Raw genomic sequence first — 24,274 nt, 5'->3', positions numbered from 1 at the left:
CAGTCTAGTCCTACCGACCTTCACAAAATCTACCTTCGCACGCTGTGCTTTCGGTGTGAGCACATAGGACATAACGGAACCCGCGCATCAGCTATTCCCGCAGGATCCGCGCGAGCATGGCCACGGCCGCATCGACCGTCTGAGCGCGGACCTGGGCGCGATCGCCGTCGAACCTGAATGCCTCGCTCACGGACGTGTACGGGGTCACCACGGCGATGTGCACCGTGCCGATGGGCTGACCGTCGGGTGTGTCCGGTCCCGCGATCCCCGTGGTCGAGACGCCGACGTCAGCAGGGACTCCGGAGACCTGCAGCGCGCGACGCGCCCCAGCCGCCATCTGCAGCGCCACATCGGGGTGCACGGGCCCGTGCGCATCGAGCAGGCCGTCGTCGACCCCCAGAAGCGTGTGCTTCACAGGGGTGGCGTAGGCGACGATCGCTCCTCGCAGCGACGCCGACGCGCCTGGCACCGAGACGAATTCCGCAGCGAGAGCTCCGCCCGACAGCGACTCCGCGATACCGAGGGTCCAGCCACGCTCGATCAGCGCGGCGAGCACCTCCGACGCCGACGTCACGACGGCTGCCGTGCCCCTCGCACCTGCGCCACGATGTAGTCGATGCCACTCGCGACGGTGAGGATCAGCGCCAGGATCATCAGGATCGCCGTTCCGACCACCCACAGCTGGGGTCCTATCACCACGTGCAGCGGGAGCAGCGCCCAGGAAAGAGCCACGGCCTGAACCGCGGTCTTGATCTTGCCCATCCACGCGGCCGCCACGACGTGCTCCTTCGCGACCATGAGGCGGTGGATCGTGATGCCCCACTCGCGGATCAGGATCACGATCACGACCCACCAGTTGAGCTCCCCGAGCACGGCGAGTCCGATGAAGCCCGCTCCCGTGAGCAGCTTGTCAGCGATCGGATCCCACAGCTTGCCGAAGTCGGTGACGATGTTGTGGCGACGCGCGAGATAGCCGTCGACCCAGTCGGTGGAGATGCCCACGACGAACAGGATCGCCGCAACCCAACGGATGACGATGTCATCGAGCCCGTAGGTACCGCCCATCAGGAGCAGGATGAAGAAGATCACCGCAAGCGGTATACGCGCGATGGTGATCGCGTTGGGGAGCTGCCGTGGAATAGCCATCAGTCTCGTCCTGTCAGTCCCCAGGCGTCTTCGTCGCCGTCGTCTTCAGCTTCGACCACCGGCAGCCCCTGGAACTGGGCCTCGACCGGGTCGTGCGGTGCTCCGGCCGCGGTTGCGGCAGAAGTGGGAGCGGCCGGCTTCTGTGGAGCGTCGTCGCCGCGCAGTTTCGCCATGACCTGGGGCAGCTGCTCGGCCGTCGCCAGCACGTCACGCGCCTTGGAGCCCTCAGACGGGCCGACGATCTCTCGCGACTCGAGGAGGTCCATCAGGCGACCCGCCTTGGCGAATCCGACGCGCAGCTTGCGCTGCAGCATGGATGTCGATCCGAACTGCGACGACACGATGAGTTCGGCGGCCGCGAGGAGAAGCTCGAGGTCGTCCCCGATGTCCTCGTCCACCTCCTTCTTCTTCGTGGGCTCGAGTGCTTCCTGCACGTCCGCGCGGTAGTCGGGACGAGCCTGACGGGTGACGTGCTTGACGACCGCGTCGATCTCCTTCTCGTCGACCCACGCTCCCTGCAGACGGAACGGCTTGGATGATCCCATCGGCGAGAACAGCGCATCGCCCTGGCCGATGAGCTTGTCGGCACCGGGGCTGTCGAGGATCACTCGGCTGTCTGTGACGCTCGTCACCGCGAACGCGAGGCGCGACGGGACGTTGGCCTTGATCAGACCGGTCACGACGTCGACGCTGGGGCGCTGGGTGGCGAGCACCAGGTGGATTCCGGATGCTCGCGCGAGCTGGGTGATGCGGACGATCGAATCCTCCACATCGCGCGGGGCGACCATCATCAGGTCTGCGAGCTCGTCGACGACCACCAGCAGGTACGGGTACGGCTTGAGCACGCGTTCGCTGCCGACAGGGAGCTCGACCTCACCGGCGCGCACCGCCCGGTTGAAGTCGTCGATGTGGCGGAATCCGAACGACGCGAGGTCGTCGTACCGCATGTCCATCTCCTTCACGACCCACTGCAGCGCCTCGGCGGCCTTCTTGGGATTCGTGATGATGGGCGTGATCAGGTGCGGAACGCCCGCATAGCTCGTCAGCTCCACCCGCTTCGGGTCGATCAGGACCATCCGCACGTCCGTGGGCCGAGCGCGCATGAGCAGGCTCGTGATCATCGAGTTGACGAAGCTGGACTTACCCGACCCTGTGGAACCGGCGACCAGGAGGTGTGGCATCTTCGCGAGGTTCGCGATGACGATGTTGCCGCCGACGTCCTTTCCGACGCCGATCGTCATCGGATGCGTGCTCTTGTGCGCCGCGGGCGACCGCAGCACATCGCCGAGCGCGACCATCTCCTTGTCGGCGTTGGGGATCTCGATGCCGATCGCGCTCTTGCCCGGGATCGGCGAGAGGATACGCACATCGTTGGACGCGACCGCGTAGGCGAAGTTGTTGCTCAGCTGGAGGATCTTCTCGACCTTCACGCCGTGGCCGACCTCCACCTCGTACTGGGTGACTGTCGGACCACGAGAGAATCCGGTGACCTTCGCGTCGACCTTGAACTGGGTCAGCACGCTCGTGATCTGCTCGATCACCTTGTCGGTCGCTTCAGAACGCATGACCGGCGGCGGTCCTTCGACCAGCAGCCCCGGCGAGGGAAGCACGTAGGGGGTCACGGGCGCCTGCGGCCCCTTCTCCCCCGGCCCCGGGGTTCCGAAGCCGTCGAGTCCGGGCAGCTCGGGCATCTCGCCCGTGTCGGACTCGTCGTCGAGGAGCGCGGTGGTCTGCTGCCCGGCCAACGACTCGGTCACCGAGCGCACGTCGGACAGCACCTCCGTCGCGGCATCCGAGGCGTTCTCCACGACGACGGCCTGGTCGTATGCAGGAGTCGGCTCCGAGGTGGTGAGCAGAGCGGTGATGTCGTCGGATCCGAGGGTGCCCTCTTCGGGGTCCTCCTCGCGGCCGGTCTTGTTGCGTCGCCACCATGGCAGGACATCAGGATCATCGACCTTGTCTGCCTCGTCGATCGCGGCGGCATCCTTCGCGGGCTTCTCGGGCCGCTCGGCGTCGAACATCCACGCATAGAGATCCCCGAGCCGCTGACCGATGCGGTTCGGCGGAGTCTTGGTCAGGATCAGGACGCTGAGAGCAGCGACCACCGACAGCACGATGTACGCGCCCACCGGGGTGAGGTACGACAGCGGCTCCCCGAGCATCCACCCGAACAGCCCGCCTGCCTCGCTGAGTGCGGGCATGCCGTCCTTGGGCTGCGGTCGCACGAGCAGGCCCGCGGAATCGATGCGGCCGGCCGCGGTATGGCAGAAGCCCGCGAGAGCGAGGATGAACAGTCCGAACCCGATGCCGATTCGACCGTTGTCGTGCACCGACGACGGATGCCGGAACAGCCAGCCGGCGAGCAGCAGGAGCAGGACCGGCATGACGAAGGCCACGCGTCCGACGAGAAGCCCTACCGAGTAGGCGCTGATGTTGGCAGCGACCTCGTTGCCGATGAAGAACCATTCGTTGACCGCACCGGCGATCGCCAGCAGCACGAGCAGGAACGGGAAGCCGTCGCGCCGATCATCCTTCTCGAGGGTCTCGGGTCCGAAGGCTCGGAACAGTCCGCCGACACCGTGGGCGAGCCCGTTCCAGGCCCGCACCGCCACCGGGGGCTTGTCGATCTCGTCGATGTACTTCTTGGGCGCTGCCTGAGCCTTCGGAGCAGCCTGCCTCTTCGGGCGAGGCGTGGCGCTCTCGGACGCGCGCGCTGACTTCGTGGTACTCCTGGCCATACTCTCACGTTACGTCCAGAGGGCGACATAGGCCCGTAATGACGCGGCATTCCGCGGTCTTCCGCCGGCGGGCGGCGATGGTTCAGGACGTGCGGTACACCATCGTGTCGCGGACGCTCCCTGCGTCGGTGACCACGAAGCCCTCCGATCGGTACAGGGTCCGCGCGAAGTTGTCCCGTTCCACGCTGAGGCTGAGCCGAGGGTGCCCCTGCTCGCGAGCGTGGACCACGAGACGTCGGAGCAACGTGCGCCCGACGCCGTGAGCACGCCAGATCGGCTGCACGCCGATGATGAGCTCCGGCACAGCGGTCCCGACGAATCCGAAACCCGCGTCGTCCGGCGACAGCATGCGATACCACGCGGCGCCGATCGGGCACCCGTCGGCGTCGACGGCGAGGAAGCCCGCATCCGCCGGCCGCATCCATCCGGCCACATAGCGCCGGTGCTCGACCGCGGTGAGGATCTCGTGGCGTGGTCGTGCTCCGCCCGAACGCCAATTCGCCGCCTCGACGACCATGTCGCCGAGGAAGCTCCCGTCCGCCTGTACGGCGGGTCGGATCGAGAAGACGTCCGGCATGAGGAGAGCGTACGCCGCCGGCGTTACAGCCGAGTGTCGGTCGACTGTGAACCCGCGAGCGCAGCTCCGATCACGCCTCGATGACGAGTGGGACGATCATCGGACGACGACGCAGCTTCTGGTTGACCCAGCGCCCGATCGTGCGGCGGATGACCTGCGAAAGCGCATGGGTGTCGCGCACGCCGTTGCCGGAGGCTTCCTTCAGCGCTGCGATGATCTTCGGCGTCACGTCGTCGAAGACGGAATCGTCTTCAGCGATGCCGCGCGCATGGATCTCGGGTCCCGAGATGATGCGCCCCGTCGCGGCGTCGACGACGACGATCACCGAGACGAAGCCCTCTTCAGCCAGGATCCGGCGGTCCTTGAGGTCGGCGTCGGTGATCGCTCCGACAGTCGAGCCGTCGACATACACGAACCCGAGGTCGAGCTGACCGACGACGCGAGCGTCGCCGTCCTTCAGATCGATGACGGTGCCGTTCGAGGCGATGATCGTGCGCTCGGCGTCGATCCCCGTGTCCTGAGCCAGTTTCGCGTTCGCGATCAGGTGACGGTACTCGCCGTGGACGGGAAGCACGTTCTTGGGCTTGAGGATGTTGTAGCAGTAGATCAGCTCGCCGGCCGCGGCGTGCCCCGAGACGTGCACCTTGGCGTTGGCCTTGTGCACGACGTTCGCGCCGAGCTTGGTCAGTCCGTCGATCACGCGGTACACGGCGTTCTCGTTCCCGGGGATCAGGCTGGAGGCCAGAATCACAGTGTCGCCCTCACCGGGCTCGATCGCGTGGTCGAGGTTGGCCATCCGGCTGAGGACGGCCATGGGCTCGCCCTGCGAGCCGGTCGACATGTAGACGATCTTGTCGTCGGGAAGGTCTCGCGCCTTCTTGTAGTCGATCAGCAGGCCGCTCGGCACCTTCAGGTAGCCCAGGTCCTCGGCGATCGTCATGTTGCGCAGCATGCTGCGCCCCAGCAGTGCCACCCGGCGCCCGTGCGCCGCTGCGGCGTCGAGGACCTGCTGCACCCGGTGCACATGGCTGGAGAAGCTCGCGACGATGACGCGCCTGGGAGCCTTGCCGATGACCTGGTCGAGCACGGGTCCGATCGAGCGCTCGGTGGGCGTGAAGCCCGGCACGTCGGCGTTGGTCGAGTCGACGAGGAAGAGGTCGACTCCCTCCTCGCCCAGGCGGGCGAAGGCACGGAGGTCGGTGATGCGTCCGTCGAGCGGCAGCTGATCCATCTTGAAGTCGCCGGTCGCCAGCACGAGGCCGGCGGGGGTGCGGATCGCGACGGCGAGGGCATCGGGGATCGAGTGGTTGACCGCGACGAACTCGAGGTCGAACGGTCCGACCTTCTCGCGCTGCCCCTCTTTCACGGTGAGCGTGTACGCCTTGATGCGGTGTTCCTTGAGCTTCGCCTCGACGAGCGCGAGGGTGAGGCCGGAACCGATCACGGGGATGTCGCTCTTCAGACGGAGCAGATACGGGACCGCGCCGATGTGGTCTTCGTGCCCGTGGGTGAGGACGACGCCGACGATGTCGTCGAGGCGGCCCTTGATCGGCTCGAAGTCGGGCAGGATCAGGTCGACGCCCGGCTGGTGCTCCTCGGGGAAGAGCACGCCGCAGTCGACGATCAGGATCTTGCCGTCGAACTCGAAGATGGTCATGTTGCGACCGATCTCGCCGAGGCCGCCGAGTGGGGTGACCCGCAGCGTCCCCTCGTCGAGTGCTGCGGGTTCTGCGATCGGGGTGGACATGCTGTCTCCTCAGTCGGACACTCCACGCGTCCGTTCGTTCGTTGTGACGCGGCTCGCCGCGCCCGGTGTCAGCGGGTCGTGCCGTGCACCTTCGGCAGGGCACCGCCCGCGGCCGCGTTGCGGTCGGGGCGGAAGTTGGAGAAGTCTGCGCCGGGGACGTCCTTCACGAGATCGAGCTCGTCCTCGATGAGAGCGGCCTCCCACTCTTCGGGACCGACGAGCGGCAGACGGACGCGAGGGCTCGAGATACGGCCGAGCCCGTGCAGGATGTACTTCGCCGCGACGGTGCCCGGCACGTGCGTCATGACAGCGCGCACGAGAGGCTCGAGCCGCTTGTGCTCAGCGGTCGCGGTCGTGAGGTCGCCGCGGTTGACGGCATCGATGATGGTCCGGTACGGCGCCGCCGCGACATTCGCGGTCACCCCGATCAGACCGGTCGCGCCGATCGCGAGGTGCGGCAGCACGTTGGCATCGTCACCCGAGAAGTACATGAGGTCGGTCTGATTCAAGACGCGGCTCACCTCGGAGAAGTCGCCCTTGGCGTCCTTCACGGCGAGGATGTTCGGGTGCTTCGCGAGCCGGAGGATGGTCTCGTACTTGATCGGCACGCCCGTGCGACCGGGGATGTCGTAGAGGATCACCGGGAGGTCGGTGGCATCTGCCACGAGCCGGAAGTGGGTCAGGATGCCGGCCTGCGTCGGCTTGTTGTAATACGGCGTGACGATCATGATGCCGTCTGCGCCGGCCTTCTCGCTGGCCTTGTACAGCTCGATCGCGTGCGCGGTCTCGTTGGATCCGCCGCCCGTGATGATCTTGGCGCGGCCGGCGGACACCGACTTCCCGACCTCGACGAGCTTGAGCTTCTCGGGGTCCGTCAGGGTCGAGGTCTCGCCGGTCGTTCCCGTCACGACGATCCCGTCAGCACCGGCGGTGATGACGTCATCGATGTGCTTCTCGACGGCGGGCCAATCGACTTCACCGTCGGCCGTCATCGGAGTGACGAGCGCGACGAGAACCTGTCCGAAAGGGTTGCCCGAGTGCGTCATGCCCCCAGCGTATCGGTTCGCGTGCCGCTCACCCAGACGGGGCCGGGCGGATGACGTCTCCGCGGGCGATCTCGATCTTCTCGCGGAGCACCAGACCGGACAGCTCTCCCGCCGTCACCTCTTTCACGTGCTTCCGGAACATCTCGATGCCGGTGATCCGCGTCTGCGCCTGCAGAGCTCCGTCGCGCACCACCACGATGTCGTCATCCACTCGCAACACGCCAGACGTGACCGTGCCCGTCGCCACTGTTCCGCGTCCGGTGATGGTGAAGACGTCCTCGACCAGGAACTCGGTCGACCCCGAGGGCACCGACAGCGAAGCGGGCGCCGGAACGCGAGTGCTGTCGCCTGTCACCGTCTCCCCCGCGACGCCGGAGGTCATCGCAGCGAGTCGCGCGGCCTCCGCTTCGTTGTATCGGCGCAGCATCTCGTTGGCATCCTCAGAGTCGCGCTTACGCCCGAACAACCATCCCATGCAGTCGATACTAGGGATCCGAATAGGCTCGACTCCATGGCATGGGTCACACGCGCGTCGTCGACGGTGTACGAGAACCGGTGGATCGAGGTGCGCGAGGACCAGGTCACGGGCCCCGCGGGCGACGGGATCTACGGCGTGGTGACAATGCGGCATCCGGCGGTCTTCGTGGTCGCGCTCGATGACGAGGACCGTGTCTGCCTCGTCTCCCTCGAGCGCTACACGACAGGCATCTCGATCGAGGTGCCTGCCGGGGGAAGCGACGGCGAAGATCCGCTCGTTGCCGCGCAGCGAGAGCTGCTCGAGGAGACGGGGTTCGTCGCCGACGAGTGGACGTCGCTCGGGACCATGAACGCGCTCAACGGGATCGCCCACGCACCCGAGCATGTGTTCCTCGCCCGCGCCATGACACGGGCGGATGACTCGACGCACACCCGAGCGGAGGAGGGCATCGACGCCGTCACCTGGGTGCCTTTCTCCGAGGCGCTCAGCATGATCGCGGACGGCCGGATCACCGATGGAGAGACCGTGGCAGCGATCGCCTACGCCGGCATCCGCCTCGGTAGATTCCGCTGATCCGCACAGCGATCGCTCGTGCCGGAGTGCCGTCGGCCTTCAGATCAGACGCGGCCTCGTCGTGCGACACCGGCGGTCAGCGCGCTCGGCAGCAGACTCGCGATCGCCACGATCGCCTTGTAGCGCAGCGAGGGAATCGAGACCGCCCTGCCCCGCGCCGCGTCCCGGAGCCCCTCGCGCACCACGTCACGTGCGTCGAGCCACATGAACGCAGGAACACCCTCGTGCCCGGGTGCGAGACCCATCCGCTCGTGGAACGACGTATGCGTGAAACCGGGGCACACCGCGGTCACGCTGACCTTGTCGGAGGCGTACTCGACGTTCGCCCAGCGGCTGAAGCCGATGAGCCAGCTCTTGCAGGCCGAGTAGGTCGAGCGGGAGATGAACCCGGCGACGGACGCGACGTTGATGATGCGGCCCCCGCGGCCGCGCATCGACCCGAGTGCCGCATGCATGAGACGCATCGACGCCTCGACGTGGACGCGGAGATGACGCACCTCGTCGTCGATGTCGTTGTCGGCGAACTGCAGCGGCAGGCCGAATCCGGCGTTGTTGATCAGCAGTTCCACCGGATCGGAGGCGTCGCGGAGACGGTCGGCCACGCGGTCCACATCGGCGACCTCGGCGAGATCCGCGACGAGGACCTCGACTGCGATGCCGTATTCGCTGCGCAGCTCGGCGGCGACACTCTCGAGAGCGTCCGCCGACCGCGCGACGAGCACGAGGTCGGCGCGCCGACGGGCGAGCTGACGAGCGAACTCGACACCGAGTCCGGCGCTGGCACCTGTGATCAGCGCGGTGGGCATCAGCGCTCGTATCCGAGGAAGCGGTAGCGGATGCCGGAGCGGGACGTCTGCCACTCCCCCTCGTCGACGAGCCGCCACCCGGCCTTGGACGGCGCGTAGGCGTCACCGGTGACATCGATGTCGAGCTCTGTGACCTCGAGGCGGTCGGCGTCGGCGATCACGAGTCGGAAGATCTCGGCTCCGCCGATGATCCAGACCTTGTCATGGCCTCGCACCGCATCGGTCACGGCCGCCGCACGACGGGCACCTTCTGCGGACCAGTCCTGCTGGCGGGTGATGACGATGTTCTCGCGTCCGGGGAGCGGACGGAAACGCTCCGGAAGCGAGTCCCAGGTCTTCCGTCCCATGATCACGGGCGCGCCGAGCGTGATCTCCTTGAAATGCGCGAGATCCTCGGGGACGTTCCAGGGCATGCCGCCCTCTGCTCCGATGACGCCGCCGTGGGCCTCCGCCCAGATCAGTCCGACCCACGTCATACCGCCACCGCCGCCCGGATCGGAGCGTGGTGCTGGTAGTCCTCGACGATGAAGTCGTCGTAGCCGTAGTCGAGGATCGACTCCGGCTTTCGAGCGAACCGCAGTGTCGGGTACGGGTATGCCTCGCGAGTCAGCTGCTCGTTCACCTGCTCGAGGTGGTTGTCGTAGATGTGGCAGTCGCCGCCCGTCCAGACGAAGTCGCCTGGCTCGAGTCCGACCTGCTGCGCCACCATGAGTGTGAGCAGGGCGTAGGACGCGATGTTGAAGGGGACGCCGAGGAAGAGATCGGCGCTGCGCTGATAGAGCTGGCAGGAGAGCTTGCCGTCTGCGACGTAGAACTGGAAGAGCGCATGGCAGGGAGCGAGCGCCATGTCAGGGATGTCCGCCGGGTTCCAGGCAGACACGATGAGTCGACGCGAGTCCGGAGTCTGACGGATCTGCTCGATCACCTGCGCGAGCTGATCGATGCTCTCGCCGTCGGGAGTCGGCCAGCTTCGCCACTGGACTCCGTAGACGGGACCCAGATCTCCCGAGGCATCGGCCCACTCGTCCCAGATCGTGACGCCGTGGTCCTGCAGCCATTTCACGTTCGAGTCGCCCCTGAGGAACCACAGGAGTTCGTACGCGATCGACTTGAAGTGCACGCGCTTCGTCGTGATCAGGGGGAACCCCTGTGAGAGGTCGAAGCGGATCTGCCTGCCGAAGACGCTGGTGGTCCCGGTGCCGGTTCGATCCGACTTGTGGGTGCCCGACTCCAGCACGTCTCGGAGAAGGTCTTCGTACGGCGTCGGGACGGCTGCGCTCATGTGTGCCAGACTACCCGCCCCGAGGACGGAAGAGTCGGATCGTCACGATGCGACACATCGTCCTCGACGCTCTCAGATCGCCGTATTGTCGAGCCATGTCTCCCGTGCTCGCCCTCGGTATCGCCGCAGCGCTGCTCGTGCTCGCCGTCGCCATCGGCGTCGTGCTGCGTCTGCTCGACGGACGGCGTCGCCGCGGCGGTCACCTGCGTTTCGACCCGGTCGATGCCGGTGACTCGCAGCTGGGCGCCCGAGCGACCTTCGTGCAGTTCAGCACGGAGATGTGCACTCGCTGTCCTCAGGTGCGGCGGATGCTGAGCGGCTACGCCGCCGAGACAGACGGGCTGAACCATGTCGAGGTCGATCTGACGCATCGGCCCGATCTGTCGGCCCGGTACAGGGTCCTGCAGACACCGACGACATTCGTCGTCGACGGTTCAGGCGCCGTCCGCGCACGATTCCACGGCGTGCCGCATCGTCACGCTCTGCGCGAAGCGCTGGCCGCCGTATGAGACAGACGAGGACGGAACGCAGATGACCACACCCGCAGGCATCGACCCGCGAGGGCCGCGCTTCGCAGCGACGATCACGACGGTGCTGCTGCTCGTCGCGACGTTCCTCGGGCTCATCGGCATCTCGACCGCCAGGACGTTCGGCTGGTTCGCCTATCAACCGCTGGCGTCAGCCGACCTGGATTCGGAGACCTGGGCTGTCAGCTCGGCGACGCTCGCACAGCGCGCGCTGGACCCGGCGTTCCTCCTCACCGTCGTGATCGCCTTGCTGTTCCTGTGGGGTGTGCTGTCGCCGAGGACCGCGCCCTGGGGTGTGCTCTTCCGAAGGCTGGTGCGTCCGAGACTGGCACCTCCGAGCGAGCTCGAGGACCCGCGCCCTCCCCGCTTCGCTCAGGGGGTCGGTCTCTTCGTCGTGACGATCGGTCTCCTGCTGCATCTCGCCGGCGTGCCCTGGGCGCTGCCCATCTCGACCGCTGCCGCCTTCATCGCGGCGTTCCTCAATGCCGCGTTCTCGTTCTGCCTCGGCTGCCAGATCTATCTGCTGCTGCAACGAGCAGGCGTCATCGGCCGCGCTGCCTCCGCCTGAGGCTGCGGTTCCGCCGCGAGCGACCGGTCGATAGGCTGGCCGAACACGCGATCCGCACATCGAGCAGCGCGCGAGACAACGGAGGAATCATGCCCGTCACCAGCGAAGCCACCACCACCTGGACCGGATCCCTCGCAGAGGGCTCGGGCACAGTCGCGTTCTCCTCGTCGAAGCTCGGCACCTTCCCGATCAACTGGAAGGCTCGCAGCGAGGGCAGCGACACCACCACCACCCCTGAAGAGCTGATCGCCGCGGCTCACGCCTCGTGCTTCAGCATGGCGCTGTCTCACGCGCTCTCGGAGAACGGCACTCCGCCGGAGCGCGTCAACACGAGCGCGTCGGTCACCTTCAAGCCCGGGGTCGGAATCAGCGGGAGCCACCTGAACGTCAACGCCGTCGTTCCGGGGCTCTCCCCCGAGGACTTCCAGAGGATCGCCGCTGAGGCGAAGGTCGGCTGCCCGGTCTCCCAGGCGCTGGCCGGCATCGAGATCACGCTCGAAGCCACGCTCGCCTGAATCGGATCAGCCGCGAGCGACGCGAATAGCCTCGCGGATGCTGGCGCGGGCGTCCTTGCGGCGCCCCGCCGCATCCTGAACCACGCCGAGTCGGTACCGCGCGCGCCAGTCAGTCGGCGCGGCGTCCGCTTCCTCCGCATACCTCGCGATCAGCGGGTCGGCGTCGGCTCGGGCGATCCGACCGCTGGGAGTGAGTTCGGACTCCGCCTCAGGCATTCCCCCTTCGGCATCGAGCGCGCGCCCCAGCCGATCGGCTGCGAACCCGAACTGCATCTCGCGGACGAGCGCCCAGGCGCCGATCGGAGCGAGCACGATCAGCGCCACGCCCATGCCGATCGACACCGGTGTCCCGACGGCGAAGAACATCACGGCCAGCCACACGGAGACCGCCAGATAGACCAGAAGCGCCGCGGCCATCAGACCGACGCCGATGCGCGACATCACGAGCGGATGCCGATATCGATCATGCTCTCCAGCCCGACGAAGACCCCGTTCGCCTGAGCCGCGAACGGGACCGCCAGACGGATGCCCGGAGCGTACGCGAGCGCCGGCTCTACCGTGTCGTGAGTGAACGTCAGGGATTCGCCCGGCCCTGAGAGGATGACCTCCTGCTTGGCGATGACGCCAGGGCGCCGGAGCGAATGGATCGGCACGCTGCCCACCTGCTGCCCCCTCGCACGCTGGTCGGCATGCGGAGCACTGACGGGACCCTGCTCGGCTCGAGCCGCGGCGATCAGTTCCGCGGTGCGCACCGCGGTGCCGCTCGGAGAGTCGACTTTCGCCGCGTGATGAGCCTCGACGATCTCCGCCGATCCGAAGAACGGCGCAGCTGCCGCAGCCAGCGCTGAGCCCAGCACCGATCCCAGCGAGAAGTTCGGGATGAAGACAGCCCCGGTTCCTGCGTTCTCGACCAGCGGACGCACCAGAGCGATGCGCTCCGTGGACCACCCGGAGGTCGCGACCAGGACGTTGATCTGGCGTTCCACCGCAGCGCGCACGACATCGACGCTCACCTGAGGCGTGGTGGCGTCGATCACGAGATCCGCCCCGTCGAGTTCAGCGAGGTCGCTCCGAGAGGTGAGCACGCGACTCACCTCGAAGCCCTCGAGCCCGTCGATCACCGCACCGATGATCGATCCGAGCTTCCCGGTTCCGCCGACGAGTGCTACCTGCGTGGTCATGCGTTCAGTCTATTTCTCGGGGGCACCACGACCGCCGCGGCGGGCCGGGGTATCGGGAATCAGACCGACATCGCGTCAGGGATGCCGGTGCGCAGCTCGAACGGAAGATGCCCGGTGTCGTTGTGAGTGAGCAGCGTCCACGGACGCCCCTGCTTCTGCGCGATCACGGTCAGCCCGCAATGCGCCTGATTGAGAGTCATCCATCGCCACTCCGGTGCGCCGAGGACCTCCCGCACGAACCACGAGATCACGAAGTTGTGGGTGATGAGCACCTCGTGCACGTCGCCCGGCTTGCGCACCAGGAACTCGTTGACGGCGTCGAACATCTGGGCACGGCCGGCGTCGAGCTCGGCCTCGGTGACCGAGCCGAAGAACGGCTCGTACGCTGCGGGCGTCTCGTCGGTCATTCCCGTGGGCACGCAGTCGAAGAGGAGCGCGGTCGGTTCGGGGTCGACCGACGGGAGTCGGTGCGCGATCGCCCGTGCCGTCTCGTTCGCGCGCAGGAGAGGCGAATGCCACACGGCATCGAGCGGAAGTCCGGAGAGCCGGTCGGCGATGAGTTCGGCCTGACGCTGGCCGCGTGGCGACAGGGGGCCGTCGGCGAGACCGTGTTCGGCGTCCTGATGTTCACCGTGTCTGACCAGATATATGTAATGCGTCACAAACTCGCTCGCTTCATCGACAGCATCCGCCGGGATTCACTCCACCCTATGCCAGGTCTGTGACAGAGGCGTTACGACGCTCAGTTGCCGGCGCGGGTGAGTTCGGCGACCTGTGCGCGCGAGAGCGTGACGCCGGCGCCCTGCATCAGCTCGTCGACATGGTCGCTCGCGAAGGCGTTGACGATCGGTGCCGCGATGGTGCGCTGCGCGAGCAGCCAGGCGATCGACACGGCTGCCACCGGAACCTCGAGTTCGATCGCCACCTGGTCGAGAGCGCGCAGGATCTTCGTGCCACGACGGTTGAGGTGACCACGCAGCTGCTCTCCGCGCACGCCCTGCGAGGTGAGCGCCTTGCTGCGGTGCCTGCCGGACAGGAAGCCGTGCTCGAGAGCGTGCGACGGCGTGACTGCGAGGCTCTGTGCGCCGGCGACGAGACGCAGATCGCCCTCGAACGGCTGACGACGGATGAGGTTGTACGGGGAATCGATCACCTCGATGCGCGGGTACCCCGCGGATGCGAGGATGCGCGCCTCGACGAGCCGCTCGGGTGCGAATCCATACGCCCCGAGGGCGCCGATCTTGCCTGCGTCGATCATCCACTCGACGGTCGCGAGGGTGTCTTCGAGGTTCGTCGTCCGGTCGAGCGTCGCGTCGAGATACAGCACGTCGATACGGTCGACGCCCAGACGCGTGAGCGAGCCTTCGACCGCGCGCACGAGGTTCACCGAGCCGAGACCCGGGTTGTCTGCGTGGGCGCCGATCCGCACACTCAACAGGGCGCGATCACGTCGCCCCCTGGACTGCAGCCACTGGCCGATGATGTGCTCGCTGCGTCCGCCGGAGAACCCGTCTGCCGTGTGGATCGCGTTGCCGCCGAACTCGACGTAGCGGTCGAGGATCCCGTGGCTCGTCTCGAGATCGACGTTCCAGCCGAACTCGGCCGCGCCGAGCATCAGCGGGAAGGTCTCGAGTCCGGTCTCGCCGAGAGGTACGCGGATGCTCTCTCCTATTCCCGGGCCGACGATGGGTATGGGCGCGGAAGGGTGCTCTGCCGTGCCCTGCTGCGCGCGCTCCACCGACGCTCCTGCGCCTACGCCGAACAACCGCATATCCTCACCCCCGTCGATCGGTGCGTACCGACCTACGTCACTGCCTCGAATGCACCCCCCGGTGCGTACTTTCGAGAGTAAGCGAGATCCGCGAACGCGCTGACCAATCCAGGGAACGGCGCGAGAACTTCCGATAACGGTTTGGTCACATCGGATACGACGAAGCCCGAGCCGTCCGCGAGGACGACCCGGGCTTCGTCAAGAAGCGCCGTCGATTACTCGGCTGCGGCCTCTTCGCCTGAAGCTGCGTCCGCTGCGGGAGCGTCATCGAGCACGGGCTCGAGCGACAGCTTGCCGCGGTCGTCGATCTTCGTGATCTTCACGAGGATCTTCTGGCCGACCGAGAGCACGTCGTCGACGTTCTCGACGCGCTTGCCACCGGCGAGCTTGCGCACCTCGGTGACGTGCAGCAGGCCGTCCTTGCCAGGAAGCAGCGAGACGAATGCACCGAACGTCGCGATCTTGACGACGGTTCCGAGGAACTGCTCGCCCACCTCGGGGTTGGTCGGGTTGGCGATCGCGTTGACCTGGGCACGGGCGGCCTCGGCCGAGGGGCCGTCGGTCGCGCCGATGTAGACGGTGCCGTCCTCCTCGATGGAGATCTGCGCACCGGTCTCGTCCTGGATCGCGTTGATCGTCTTGCCCTTCGGGCCGATCAGCTCGCCGATCTTGTCGACCGGGATCTGCACGCTGATGACGCGAGGCGCGGTCGGCGCCATCTCGTCGGGAGCGTCGATCGCGGCGTTCAGGACGTTGAGGATCGTCAGACGAGCGTCGCGGGCCTGCGTGAGCGCCCCCGCGAGGACCGACGTCGGGATGCCGTCGAGCTTCGTGTCGAGCTGGATGGCGGTGATGAACTCACCGGTGCCCGCGACCTTGAAGTCCATGTCACCCAGAGCGTCTTCCGCACCGAGGATGTCGGTCAGCGCCGCGTAGCGGGTCTCACCGTCGACCTCATCGGAGACGAGACCCATGGCGATGCCGGCGACGGGTGCACGCAGCGGCACGCCCGCGTTCAGCAGCGACAGGGTCGACGCGCAGACAGAACCCATCGAGGTCGAGCCGTTGGAGCTCAGCGCCTCGGAGACCTGACGGATCGCGTAGGGGAACTCCTCGCGGCTCGGCAGAACCGGCACGAGGGCGCGCTCGGCGAGGAAGCCGTGCCCGATCTCGCGACGCTTCGGCGAGCCGACACGGCCGGTCTCACCGGTCGAGTACGGCGGGAAGTTGTAGTGGTGCATGTAGCGCTTGCTCGTGACGGGCGACAGCGAGTCGATCTGCTGCTCCATCTTGAGCATGTTCAGCGTGGTGACACCCAGGATCTGGGTCTCGCCGCGCTGGAAGATCGCGGAACCGTGCACGCGCGGGATGACCTGCACCTCGGCGTCGAGCGGACGGATGTCCGCCAGGCCACGACCGTCGATGCGCGCGCCCTCGGTGAGGATGCGGCCGCGGACGATCTTCTTCGTGACGGACTTGTACGCCGCGGAGAACTCGAGCGGCGCGGCGGCAGGAAGGTTGCCCGCCTCGGTCGCCTCGATGAGCTCGGCCCGGACGCGGTCCTTGATCGCGTCGTCCGACGTCTGACGCTCGACCTTGTCGGCGATCTGGTAGACGCCGACGAGGTCGTCGTAGGAACGGCCTGCGACGAAGTCGTAGACCTCCTGGCTGTATGCCGGGAAGACCGGGTAGACGCCCGGCTCCTTGGACGAGGTCGCTGCCAGCTCTGCCTGAGCCTTCACGAGCTGAGCGATGAACGGCTTCGCTGCCTCGAGTCCCTGCGCGACGATGGTCTCGTCGGGCTTCGTGGCACCGGCCTTGATCAGGTTCCAGCTGCCCTCGGTGGCCTCAGCCTCGACCATCATGATCGCGACGTCTTCGGTGCCATCGGACTTGGTGACGACGCGGCCGGCGACGATCAGGTCGAACACGGCCTCCGACACCTGCTCGGCGTTCGGGAACGCGACCCACTGGTCGGCGTGCTCGCCGTGACCGGGGATGAACGCGAGGCGCACACCGGCGACGGGACCCGAGAACGGAAGGCCCGAGATCTGCGTCGACGCCGACGCGGCGTTGATCGCGAGAGCGTCGTAGAACTCTCCCGGAGCGATCGACATCACGGTGATGACGACCTGGACCTCGTTGCGCAGACCGTCGACGAACGACGGGCGCAGCGGCCGGTCGATCAGACGGCAGACGAGGATCGCCTCGGTGGAGGGGCGACCCTCACGACGGAAGAACGAACCGGGGATCTTGCCTGCGGCGTACGAGCGCTCTTCGACATCGACCGTCAGCGGGAAGAAGTCGAAGCCCTCGCGGGGGTGCTTGCCCGCGCTGGTGGCCGAGAGGAGCATGGTCTCGCCGTCGAGGTACGCGGCGACTGCGCCCTGAGCCTGCTGCGCGAGGCGGCCGGTCTCGAAGCGGATGGTGCGGGTGCCGAAGCGGCCGTTGTCGAGAACGGCCTCGGTGGCGGTGATTTCAGGACCTTCCAAGAGGTCTCTCCTTCTTTGTTTAGACTCGCGAGTCCGTGTGACGCGCGAGCGCATTCATGAAGGAGCGGGTTCTGACGGATATGGGCGCGCGGGCATTCCCGCGAATCTCACCTGCGCTGGCCACCAGTAGAAAGCCACCCGACGTCGCGCCGAGGAACCCACCACAGGGGACCAGCTCTCCGCCGATCGCTCCATGAGTCGATATGAAATTGTCCGGTCGACATACGCCGACCGCGTCCAGCCTATCAGCGGGGCATTGAAAGTCCTCGCTCCGGCTGTCCTTCCACGCCGCGACAGCCCGGAAGTCAGCCGACCGTGACATCGCTCGGGGCGCTCGATCGCCCGAGATAGACGTAGTCGTCGTGCTTCGCGACCCGCCCGTCTCCCGCCGTGCGTCCGTGCAGTCGTCGCCATACCCATGGCAATGCGTGCCGACGCCACCAGAGCCCTGCCCCGATCGGCTCGTTCTCGTGCAGAGCCGCGTCCAGGGCTCCGAGGGCGTCGGCATGCGGCACGGCGAGCATCTCCCCCGCCCGGTACGCGAGGAATCTATGTCCTCGGCTGCTCAGGTGCACGAGGTCCTCACCCCAGTTCGGGCGGTCGGGGAGCGAGGGGTGCAGGTCCGTGTCGATCAGGATCGCGCCGGTGCGTGCCGCGACGCCCGTGAGTGCCGTGGCGAACGCCGCGAACCGCTTCGTGTACATCGCGGCCGCGCGCCGACGGGGAAGGAACGGGGTGACGAGGAGGACACCCGCTCCGGTGCTCCGGAGGCGCGTGACCGCACCCTCGAGCTCTGCGGCGAGCGCCGCCACGTCGACGTGGGGCTTCACGAGATCGTTGGCCCCGATGAGGATCGACACGAGATCCGGTTCGAGTTCGAGTGCCCGGGGAAGCTGCGTGGCGCACACGTCGCGCACGCGCTTGGACCTGATGGCGAGGTTCGCGTAGTGGAGCCCCCCTCGTGCGGCGAGCAGAAGCGCGAGTCGGTCAGCCCATCCGCGCAGCGCTCCGTCCGGTGCAGGGTCGCACAGTCCCTCGGTGAGCGAGTCTCCCAACGCCACGTATCGCTGCCAGCGACGCGCGTCGACGGGGACACTGGGCTCCGGGCGCGTCAGGCGGCGAGCGCGCAGTCCGGCATCCACAGCACGGAGCTCTCGTGCCTCGTCGAAATGTCCCAGCAGCTGATCGCAGATGCTCGACCAGCTGCGCCCCTGCACCGCCGCGAGTCCTGCTTCGCCGAAGGCCCGGCGTTTGCGCGCGTCTCCGGTGAGATCGGCGACGCGCATGCGCAGGTCGTCGAGATCGCCCGGCCGATAGAGCCATCCGTCGATCCCCATGCGCACGAGGCCGAGGGGACCGCCGCGTCCGGTGGCGATGACGGGCACCCCGCTCGCGTGCGCCTCCTGCAGGGTCTGGCCGAAGGTCTCGCTCTCCCCCGGGTGCACGAACACGTCGAACGATGCCATCGCTTCCGCGAGTGCATCGCCTTCGAGGTGCCCGAGGAAGAGAGCGTCGGGCAGCAGCGCTTCGAGCCTGGGCCTGCTCGGGCCGTCACCGACGATCACGAGACGCGTCCCCGGGATCGTCTGCAGCACACCCAGGTCCTCGACCTGCTTCTCCGGGGCGAGTCGGCCCACATAGCCGATCACGACCTCCGTCCCCCACTCCGCGCGCAGTGTCACCTTGCGTCGGTCGGGTCGGAAACGCTCAGCATCGACGCCTCTGCCCCACCGGCGGATGCGATCGACACCGAGTTCGGCGAGCTGCTGCGCCGAATCAGCCGATGGTGCGAGCGTCAGGGTCGCCCGCCGGTGGAGCCGAGCGATGTGCGACTGCGTGACGCCCGTCGCCGCGGGGATGCGGTACCTCTGCGTGTACGCCGCCACATCGGTCTGGTACGCGGCGACCGATGCCACGCCGACGTGCTCCGCGGCGAGCGCGCCTCGCCAGCCGAGGGCGAAGGGCGAGGCCAGATGAACGACATCCGGACCGAAACGGCGCAGCGATGCCGCGACCTGGCGTGCCGGCGAGGTGCCCACCCGCACGTTGCGGTAGCCGGGGAGCGCGAGGCTGGGCATGGATTCGACAGCGGCACCGTGGACCCGAGCGGGCATGCCGACCGCATCGGGCGCGATCACGTGCGCGTCATGGCCCGCGCGTTCGAGGTGGCCGAGGATCTGCAGCACGGATCCGGTGACACCGTTCATGTGCGGAAGGAAGGACTCTGTCACGATCGCGACTCTCACAACCTCAGGATGCTGCCAGCGTCAGCCGCGAGACGCGGGAAACGACCCCTGGCACCAGAAGTTCACCGGATGCTGGAGCGCTGGTCACCGGCTATGCGGACGTTGGTTCCCGTTCACCTGCGCCGACCACTGTGGAGGCGTGCCGTCCGATCTGCTCAGCAGTCCGTGGGCCCTCGTGATCATGGGCCTCCTCGTGCTCGGCGACTCGTTCTTCGTCGTCGTCCCCGGAGAGATCGCTGTGACCGCCCTGGGGGCCATCGCGTCGACCACGGGCGCTCCCCCGCTCTGGGCGGTGATCGTGTGCGCGGCAGCGGCGGTCGCAGTCGGTGACACCGCCTGCTATCTCATCGGTCGCACCGTCGGCACCGAGCGCTGGCGATGGATGCGTGCGCCGCGTGTGCGCCAGGCCCTCGACTGGGCTCGACGCCGCCTCGAAGGCGGGACAGCGACGGTGCTCTTCACCGCTCGGTTCGTGCCGTTCGCGCGATTGGCGATCAATCTCGTCGCCGGCGCCTCGCATATCGCCCCGGGTCGATACCTGCTGCTCGTCGCAGTGGCGGCTCTCGGATGGGCTGCGTACCAGGCGTCCGTCGGTGCCGTCGTCGCCGCGCTGGTGCCGGGCGGCCCTGTCGTCGCGATCGCGGTGTCGGTCGCCATCGCGGTGGGTCTCGGTGCTGTGATCGACGTGGTGTCCCGCCGGTCCCGGAAGTGATCCACCCACCGGTCAGGAGCGTGCCCTAGGCTGGCGAGCATGAGCACCGAAGAAGGCGCCTCCTCCAGCGAGGAGATGAAGCGCAAGTTCAAGGAAGCGCTCGAGAAGAAGAACGCGCACCACCGGCAGGGCGAAGCCCACCTGGATGGCGACTCCGCCGTCCACGGCGCGCCCGCCCCGCAGACGCGGCGCGAGTTCCGACGCAAGAGCGGTTGACCACACGGATGCGGGAGCCGACCATCGTCGACTCCCGCATCCCTCTCACCCGCTCGCTGCTCAGTTCTGCGCTGCTCGAGCCCGCGCTCGCTCCTCCTTCGCCGCCATCTCATCGAGCGCCGACTCCTTGAGACCCTGGATGTCGACGGCCTTGCTCTCGTCTGCCATCCCGTGGTCGTCCACACCGTCGAGCGACGACTCTTCGAACGGCAGCGCGCCGCTCAGCACCCGCTGCACCCGTTCGCGATCGATCTCGCGGGTCCAGGTGCCGATGAGCAGGGTCGCGACCGCGTTGCCGGTGAAGTTGGTCAGAGCGCGCCCCTCCGACATGAACCGGTCGATGCCGACGATCACGCCGACGCCGTCGACGAGATCAGGGCGGTACGCCTGCAGACCGCCCGCGAGCGTGGCGAGTCCTGCCCCGGTGACACCGGCGGCTCCCTTGCTCGCGATGATCATGAACACCAGCAGCCCGATCTGCTCGCCGATCGTCATCGGCTGGCCCATACCGGTGGCGATGAAGAGCGAGGCCATGGTCAGGTAGATCGCCGTGCCGTCGAGGTTGAACGAGTATCCGGTGGGCACCGTGATCCCGACGACCGGCTTCGAGACGCCGATGTGCTCCATCTTCGCGATGAGACGCGGAAGAGCGGACTCCGACGACGAGGTGCCCACGATCAGCAGGTACTCGCGGGCGAGGTACTTCACCAGGCTGAAGATGTTCACCCGGGTCACCGCATAGAGCAGCGTCCCCAGAACGACCACGATGAACAGGATGCAGGTGATGTAGAACGCGACCATCAGCACCCCGAGGCTCCAGATGGCGGCGATGCCCGTCTTCCCGACGACCGCCGCGATCGCTCCGAACGCGCCGAGCGGCGCCAGCCACAGGATCATGCCGAGGATGCGGAACACCAGCTTCTGCAGGTTCTTGACCGCATCCATGATCGGGGCGCCCTTGTCGCCGAGCCCCTGGAGGGCGAAGCCGACCAGCAACGCGATGAAGAGCACCTGCAGCACGCTCTCGCCGGTGAAGGCGGAGAAGAAGGTCGTCGGGATGATGCCGAGGATGAACTCCGTGGTGGTCTTCGCCTCGGTCTCGGTCGCGTCGTAGCTGGAGTTCGCCATGTCGAGGCCCGCACCCGGGTGGATGATGTTGCCGACCACGAGTCCGATCGCCAGCGCGAACGTCGACATCACCATGAAGTAGAGCAGCGCGAGTCCGCCGATCTTGCCCACGGTCGCGGCCTTCGCGATCGAGCCGACACCCACGACGATCGTGCAGAAGATGATCGGCGCGATCATCATCTTGATGAGCGATACGAAGCCCTTGCCGATCGGTTCGAGACTCTGACCGACCTCGGGCCAGATGAGGCCGACCGCCGCTCCGAGCACGACCGCGATGATCACCGAGACATACAGCCATGTGTGCCTGTCCCACGCCTGCTTGCCGCGCCGCCAGTGGAATCCGGGAAGCGAGAACCCTGTCGTGATGGCCATGTTTTCCTCCTTGATCATGAACGTCTTCGTCTCATGCCCTCTGGCGCCCTCGCCTTCGGTAAGCTCACCGTCGCGGACTTCACACGGCAGCGCCATTTGTGGTCGTATTGGTCACCACCGATATGCCGGCTCCGCGATCACCGACGATCGGAAGGACGCGATGAGACCCGCCCGCGACTCCAGGAGCATCGCTTCCCGGGTCTTCCTGGTGCTCCTCGCGTCCGCCGTCGTGGTCGGCGCACTGGTTGCGGTGTTCCTCGTCGTCGATGCGCAGCGCAGTGCACACGCGGAAGCGGAGCGTGTGACGGCGGCCACATCGGTGTCGCTCGCCTCGTCACCCCTCGTCATCGATGCACTCGCGACCCAGGAGCCGGACGCAGCGACCCGGGTGCTCGAGCCCTACGCACTCGACGTGATCGCCAACGCCGATCTGGACTTCGTGACGATCATGACGCCGGATGGCCTCCGACTCACCCACCCTGATCTCGACCAGATAGGCGGTGACTACCTCGGCACCATCCCGGATTCGCCACGGACGCTCACCGAGGTCTTCACCGGCACGCTCGGCCCGTCTGTGAGAACCATCGTGCCGGTGCTCGCCGCCGACGACGAACTGGTCGGATGGGTGTCGTCCGGAGTGACGATCGAGTCGATCTCCGAGACCCTGATCCGCCGCCTGCCCCTCTCGATCGGCATCACGGCCGGACTGGTCGCCCTGGGCGGCCTCGGCGCCTGGATCGCACGTCGATTCACCCGAGGCATCGCCGGCGATCTGCCACCGGGAAAGGTGCGCGACGCCGTCTCGTCGTACGAATCGCTGCGCACACTCGGCGACGCTCTGCGCGCCCAGACGCATGAGCACGGGAATCGGATGCACACCGCCGTCGCGCTTCTCGAGCTCGGACGCAGCGACGAGGCGATCGAGATCCTGACCGAGACCTCACGCCAGAGCCAGTCGCTCGTCGACCAGGTGACCGCACGGCAGGCGGGCGATCCTGCCGTGGGCGCACTGCTGCTCGGCAAGGCATCGCAGGCCAGGGAGCGCGGGATCGACTGGCGGGTCCACATCGACCCGGACACCCCCGCGTCGCCCCTCTCGCCCGTCGACAGCGTCGCCGTGCTCGGAAACCTGATCGACAACGCCATGGATGCCGCAGCGGCGGGCACCGAGCGCTGGGTCGAGGTCGTGCTGCGGCCGTCGACGGAGGGGGGAATCGTCCTCGAGGTGTCGGACGGCGGTGACGGCATCCCCTCGGCGCTGTACGAGCGGGTCTTCACCCACGGCTACTCGACGAAACCGGCGGGCGCGCAGGGACGGGGCGTCGGGCTCGCCCTCGTGGAGGCGGTCGTCGTCGGGGCCGGCGGCTCCGTGGATCTCACCTCTCATCCGACCACTTTCACCGTCGTCCTCCCGCCGGCACGAGGACGGAGGACACCGTGATCCGGACCCTGATCGTCGACGACGACGCTCTGACCCTCGAACTCCATCGCTCCTATCTCGAGAGAATCGACGGCTTCGTCGTCGGCGGCGAGTGCACCGGAGCCCGTGCCGCGCTCGCGGCGGTGCTCGAACAGCCACCGGACGAGCCCTTCGACCTCGTGCTCCTCGACATCACGATGCCCGACGGCTCGGGCATCGACGTGCTCCGCGGACTCCGCGCCCGTGCGGCGGCGGTGGATGTGATCGCCATCACCGGTGTGCGCGACGCCGCGACCGTGCGACACATGGCCGCCCTCGGGGTGTACCAGTACCTCGTGAAGCCTTTCCCGTTCGCGGTGTTCCACGAGCGCCTCACTGCCTATCGAACGTATCGGGAGCAGGCGCGTTCGACGGCCGGCGAGGCGACCCAGGCCGAGATCGATGCGCTTCTCGGACGCACCACCGGGACCATCCCGATTCCCAAGGGCCTCTCAGCGGCCACGCTGCAGAAGGTGACCTCCGAGCTGCGTTCCTCGGGCGCCCCGGTGTCGGCGAGCGAGGCGGCCGCACGGCTCGGGATGTCGCGCGTGTCCGTGCGGCGATATCTGGAGCATCTCACGGATTCGGGCATCATCTCGCGCAGCGCCCGCTACGGCGCGCGAGGCCGCCCCGAGACGGAGTACCGCTGGATCCGCCGCACCGACGCGGACTGACGTCGATCCGGCGCCGTTCT

At 67.4% G+C, this 24,274-nt stretch carries 25 protein-coding genes; 8 read left to right on the top strand and 17 right to left on the bottom strand.

What is annotated here, in order from left to right:
• Positions 1 to 91: 91 nt before the first annotated feature.
• The 7 genes from MRBLMI13_RS02255 to MRBLMI13_RS02225 all read right to left on the bottom strand — a co-directional run bounded on the left by MRBLMI13_RS02255 (position 92) and on the right by MRBLMI13_RS02225 (position 7,729).
• The gene (locus tag MRBLMI13_RS02255) at positions 92 to 574 is read right to left on the bottom strand and encodes a CinA family protein (RefSeq protein ID WP_367820760.1); all 483 of its coding nucleotides are present in this window, start codon (positions 572 to 574) and stop codon (positions 92 to 94) included.
• Positions 571 to 1,146 carry a CDP-diacylglycerol--glycerol-3-phosphate 3-phosphatidyltransferase gene (pgsA, locus tag MRBLMI13_RS02250; protein ID WP_056376621.1) on the bottom strand — a complete coding sequence of 192 codons (576 nt, stop codon included), beginning with the start codon at positions 1,144 to 1,146 and terminating at the stop codon, positions 571 to 573. Before pgsA ends, MRBLMI13_RS02255 begins: the two co-directional genes overlap by 4 nt.
• On the bottom strand, positions 1,146 to 3,884 hold the full coding sequence (locus MRBLMI13_RS02245; RefSeq protein WP_367820763.1) for an FtsK/SpoIIIE family DNA translocase: 2,739 nt from the start codon (positions 3,882 to 3,884) through the stop codon (positions 1,146 to 1,148). Before MRBLMI13_RS02245 ends, pgsA begins: the two co-directional genes overlap by 1 nt.
• A gap of 82 nt (positions 3,885 to 3,966) precedes the next feature.
• Positions 3,967 to 4,461 carry a GNAT family N-acetyltransferase gene (locus MRBLMI13_RS02240; RefSeq protein WP_367820765.1) on the bottom strand — a complete coding sequence of 165 codons (495 nt, stop codon included), beginning with the start codon at positions 4,459 to 4,461 and terminating at the stop codon, positions 3,967 to 3,969.
• A 70-nt stretch (positions 4,462 to 4,531) separates the two neighbouring features.
• The gene (locus tag MRBLMI13_RS02235; protein WP_042541777.1) at positions 4,532 to 6,208 is read right to left on the bottom strand and encodes a ribonuclease J; all 1,677 of its coding nucleotides are present in this window, start codon (positions 6,206 to 6,208) and stop codon (positions 4,532 to 4,534) included.
• 68 nt (positions 6,209 to 6,276) lie between these two features.
• Entirely contained in the window at positions 6,277 to 7,254 is a 978-nt protein-coding gene (gene dapA, locus MRBLMI13_RS02230) for a 4-hydroxy-tetrahydrodipicolinate synthase (protein WP_042541778.1), read from the bottom strand.
• Between the two features lie 28 nt (positions 7,255 to 7,282).
• The gene (locus tag MRBLMI13_RS02225) at positions 7,283 to 7,729 is read right to left on the bottom strand and encodes an EF-Tu/IF-2/RF-3 family GTPase (protein WP_079112683.1); all 447 of its coding nucleotides are present in this window, start codon (positions 7,727 to 7,729) and stop codon (positions 7,283 to 7,285) included.
• A gap of 36 nt (positions 7,730 to 7,765) precedes the next feature.
• Between MRBLMI13_RS02225 and MRBLMI13_RS02220 the strand changes: the two genes are divergently transcribed.
• The gene (locus tag MRBLMI13_RS02220; protein ID WP_311879272.1) at positions 7,766 to 8,305 is read left to right on the top strand and encodes an NUDIX hydrolase; all 540 of its coding nucleotides are present in this window, start codon (positions 7,766 to 7,768) and stop codon (positions 8,303 to 8,305) included.
• Positions 8,306 to 8,349: 44 nt separating this feature from the next.
• Here the strand turns inward: MRBLMI13_RS02220 and MRBLMI13_RS02215 are convergent, their stop codons facing one another.
• The 3 genes from MRBLMI13_RS02215 to MRBLMI13_RS02205 are packed head-to-tail and all read right to left on the bottom strand — an operon-like array spanning position 8,350 to position 10,393.
• Entirely contained in the window at positions 8,350 to 9,111 is a 762-nt protein-coding gene (locus tag MRBLMI13_RS02215; RefSeq protein ID WP_367820768.1) for an SDR family NAD(P)-dependent oxidoreductase, read from the bottom strand.
• Positions 9,111 to 9,587: a dihydrofolate reductase gene (locus MRBLMI13_RS02210; protein WP_042541781.1), complete on the bottom strand. Its 477-nt coding sequence runs from the start codon at positions 9,585 to 9,587 to the stop codon at positions 9,111 to 9,113. Before MRBLMI13_RS02210 ends, MRBLMI13_RS02215 begins: the two co-directional genes overlap by 1 nt.
• On the bottom strand, positions 9,584 to 10,393 hold the full coding sequence (locus tag MRBLMI13_RS02205; RefSeq protein ID WP_042541782.1) for a thymidylate synthase: 810 nt from the start codon (positions 10,391 to 10,393) through the stop codon (positions 9,584 to 9,586). Before MRBLMI13_RS02205 ends, MRBLMI13_RS02210 begins: the two co-directional genes overlap by 4 nt.
• Positions 10,394 to 10,488: 95 nt before the next feature.
• Between MRBLMI13_RS02205 and MRBLMI13_RS02200 the strand changes: the two genes are divergently transcribed.
• The 3 genes from MRBLMI13_RS02200 to MRBLMI13_RS02190 all read left to right on the top strand — a co-directional run bounded on the left by MRBLMI13_RS02200 (position 10,489) and on the right by MRBLMI13_RS02190 (position 12,003).
• Positions 10,489 to 10,902, top strand: a complete 414-nt coding sequence (locus MRBLMI13_RS02200) for a thioredoxin family protein (RefSeq protein WP_367820771.1) — start codon at positions 10,489 to 10,491, stop codon at positions 10,900 to 10,902.
• Between the two features lie 22 nt (positions 10,903 to 10,924).
• Positions 10,925 to 11,488: a DUF4395 domain-containing protein gene (locus MRBLMI13_RS02195; protein WP_367820773.1), complete on the top strand. Its 564-nt coding sequence runs from the start codon at positions 10,925 to 10,927 to the stop codon at positions 11,486 to 11,488.
• An 89-nt stretch (positions 11,489 to 11,577) separates the two neighbouring features.
• On the top strand, positions 11,578 to 12,003 hold the full coding sequence (locus MRBLMI13_RS02190; RefSeq protein WP_042541785.1) for an OsmC family peroxiredoxin: 426 nt from the start codon (positions 11,578 to 11,580) through the stop codon (positions 12,001 to 12,003).
• Positions 12,004 to 12,009: 6 nt separating this feature from the next.
• On the opposite strand, the gene MRBLMI13_RS02185 is transcribed toward MRBLMI13_RS02190, so the two are convergent.
• From MRBLMI13_RS02185 to MRBLMI13_RS02160, 6 genes are all read right to left on the bottom strand, one after another.
• Entirely contained in the window at positions 12,010 to 12,444 is a 435-nt protein-coding gene (locus MRBLMI13_RS02185; RefSeq protein WP_052493003.1) for a hypothetical protein, read from the bottom strand.
• Positions 12,444 to 13,184: a 4-hydroxy-tetrahydrodipicolinate reductase gene (gene dapB, locus MRBLMI13_RS02180; protein WP_042541787.1), complete on the bottom strand. Its 741-nt coding sequence runs from the start codon at positions 13,182 to 13,184 to the stop codon at positions 12,444 to 12,446. Before dapB ends, MRBLMI13_RS02185 begins: the two co-directional genes overlap by 1 nt.
• Before the next feature lie 59 nt (positions 13,185 to 13,243).
• Positions 13,244 to 13,846, bottom strand: coding sequence for a histidine phosphatase family protein (locus tag MRBLMI13_RS02175; protein ID WP_042541788.1), 603 nt, complete (start codon positions 13,844 to 13,846; stop codon positions 13,244 to 13,246).
• 80 nt (positions 13,847 to 13,926) lie between these two features.
• The gene (locus MRBLMI13_RS02170) at positions 13,927 to 14,955 is read right to left on the bottom strand and encodes an aldo/keto reductase (RefSeq protein WP_042541789.1); all 1,029 of its coding nucleotides are present in this window, start codon (positions 14,953 to 14,955) and stop codon (positions 13,927 to 13,929) included.
• Between the two features lie 215 nt (positions 14,956 to 15,170).
• On the bottom strand, positions 15,171 to 17,447 hold the full coding sequence (locus tag MRBLMI13_RS02165; protein WP_042541790.1) for a polyribonucleotide nucleotidyltransferase: 2,277 nt from the start codon (positions 17,445 to 17,447) through the stop codon (positions 15,171 to 15,173).
• A gap of 305 nt (positions 17,448 to 17,752) precedes the next feature.
• The gene (locus MRBLMI13_RS02160; RefSeq protein ID WP_367820777.1) at positions 17,753 to 19,678 is read right to left on the bottom strand and encodes a GDSL-type esterase/lipase family protein; all 1,926 of its coding nucleotides are present in this window, start codon (positions 19,676 to 19,678) and stop codon (positions 17,753 to 17,755) included.
• Positions 19,679 to 19,832: 154 nt separating this feature from the next.
• On the opposite strand from MRBLMI13_RS02160, the gene MRBLMI13_RS02155 reads away from it, so the two are divergent.
• Both MRBLMI13_RS02155 and MRBLMI13_RS02150 read left to right on the top strand, forming a co-directional pair.
• Positions 19,833 to 20,405 (top strand): DedA family protein, encoded by a 573-nt coding sequence (locus tag MRBLMI13_RS02155; RefSeq protein WP_367820779.1) that lies wholly within the window; start codon positions 19,833 to 19,835, stop codon positions 20,403 to 20,405.
• Positions 20,406 to 20,444: 39 nt separating this feature from the next.
• Positions 20,445 to 20,621: a DUF5302 domain-containing protein gene (locus tag MRBLMI13_RS02150; RefSeq protein WP_091232420.1), complete on the top strand. Its 177-nt coding sequence runs from the start codon at positions 20,445 to 20,447 to the stop codon at positions 20,619 to 20,621.
• 60 nt (positions 20,622 to 20,681) lie between these two features.
• On the opposite strand, the gene MRBLMI13_RS02145 is transcribed toward MRBLMI13_RS02150, so the two are convergent.
• Positions 20,682 to 22,121, bottom strand: a complete 1,440-nt coding sequence (locus tag MRBLMI13_RS02145; RefSeq protein WP_056377026.1) for a cation:dicarboxylate symporter family transporter — start codon at positions 22,119 to 22,121, stop codon at positions 20,682 to 20,684.
• Between the two features lie 160 nt (positions 22,122 to 22,281).
• On the opposite strand from MRBLMI13_RS02145, the gene MRBLMI13_RS02140 reads away from it, so the two are divergent.
• Positions 22,282 to 23,562: a sensor histidine kinase gene (locus MRBLMI13_RS02140; protein WP_367820782.1), complete on the top strand. Its 1,281-nt coding sequence runs from the start codon at positions 22,282 to 22,284 to the stop codon at positions 23,560 to 23,562.
• Positions 23,559 to 24,254, top strand: coding sequence for a response regulator (locus MRBLMI13_RS02135; RefSeq protein ID WP_367820784.1), 696 nt, complete (start codon positions 23,559 to 23,561; stop codon positions 24,252 to 24,254). Before MRBLMI13_RS02140 ends, MRBLMI13_RS02135 begins: the two co-directional genes overlap by 4 nt.
• Positions 24,255 to 24,274 lie beyond the last annotated feature (20 nt).

It is taken from the genome of Microbacterium sp. LMI13-1-1.1, from assembly GCF_040815625.1.
Taxonomy (GTDB): domain Bacteria; phylum Actinomycetota; class Actinomycetes; order Actinomycetales; family Microbacteriaceae; genus Microbacterium; species Microbacterium forte.
Note: the sequence above shows the minus strand (reverse complement) of the source record. Positions and strands in the feature narration are given on the sequence as shown.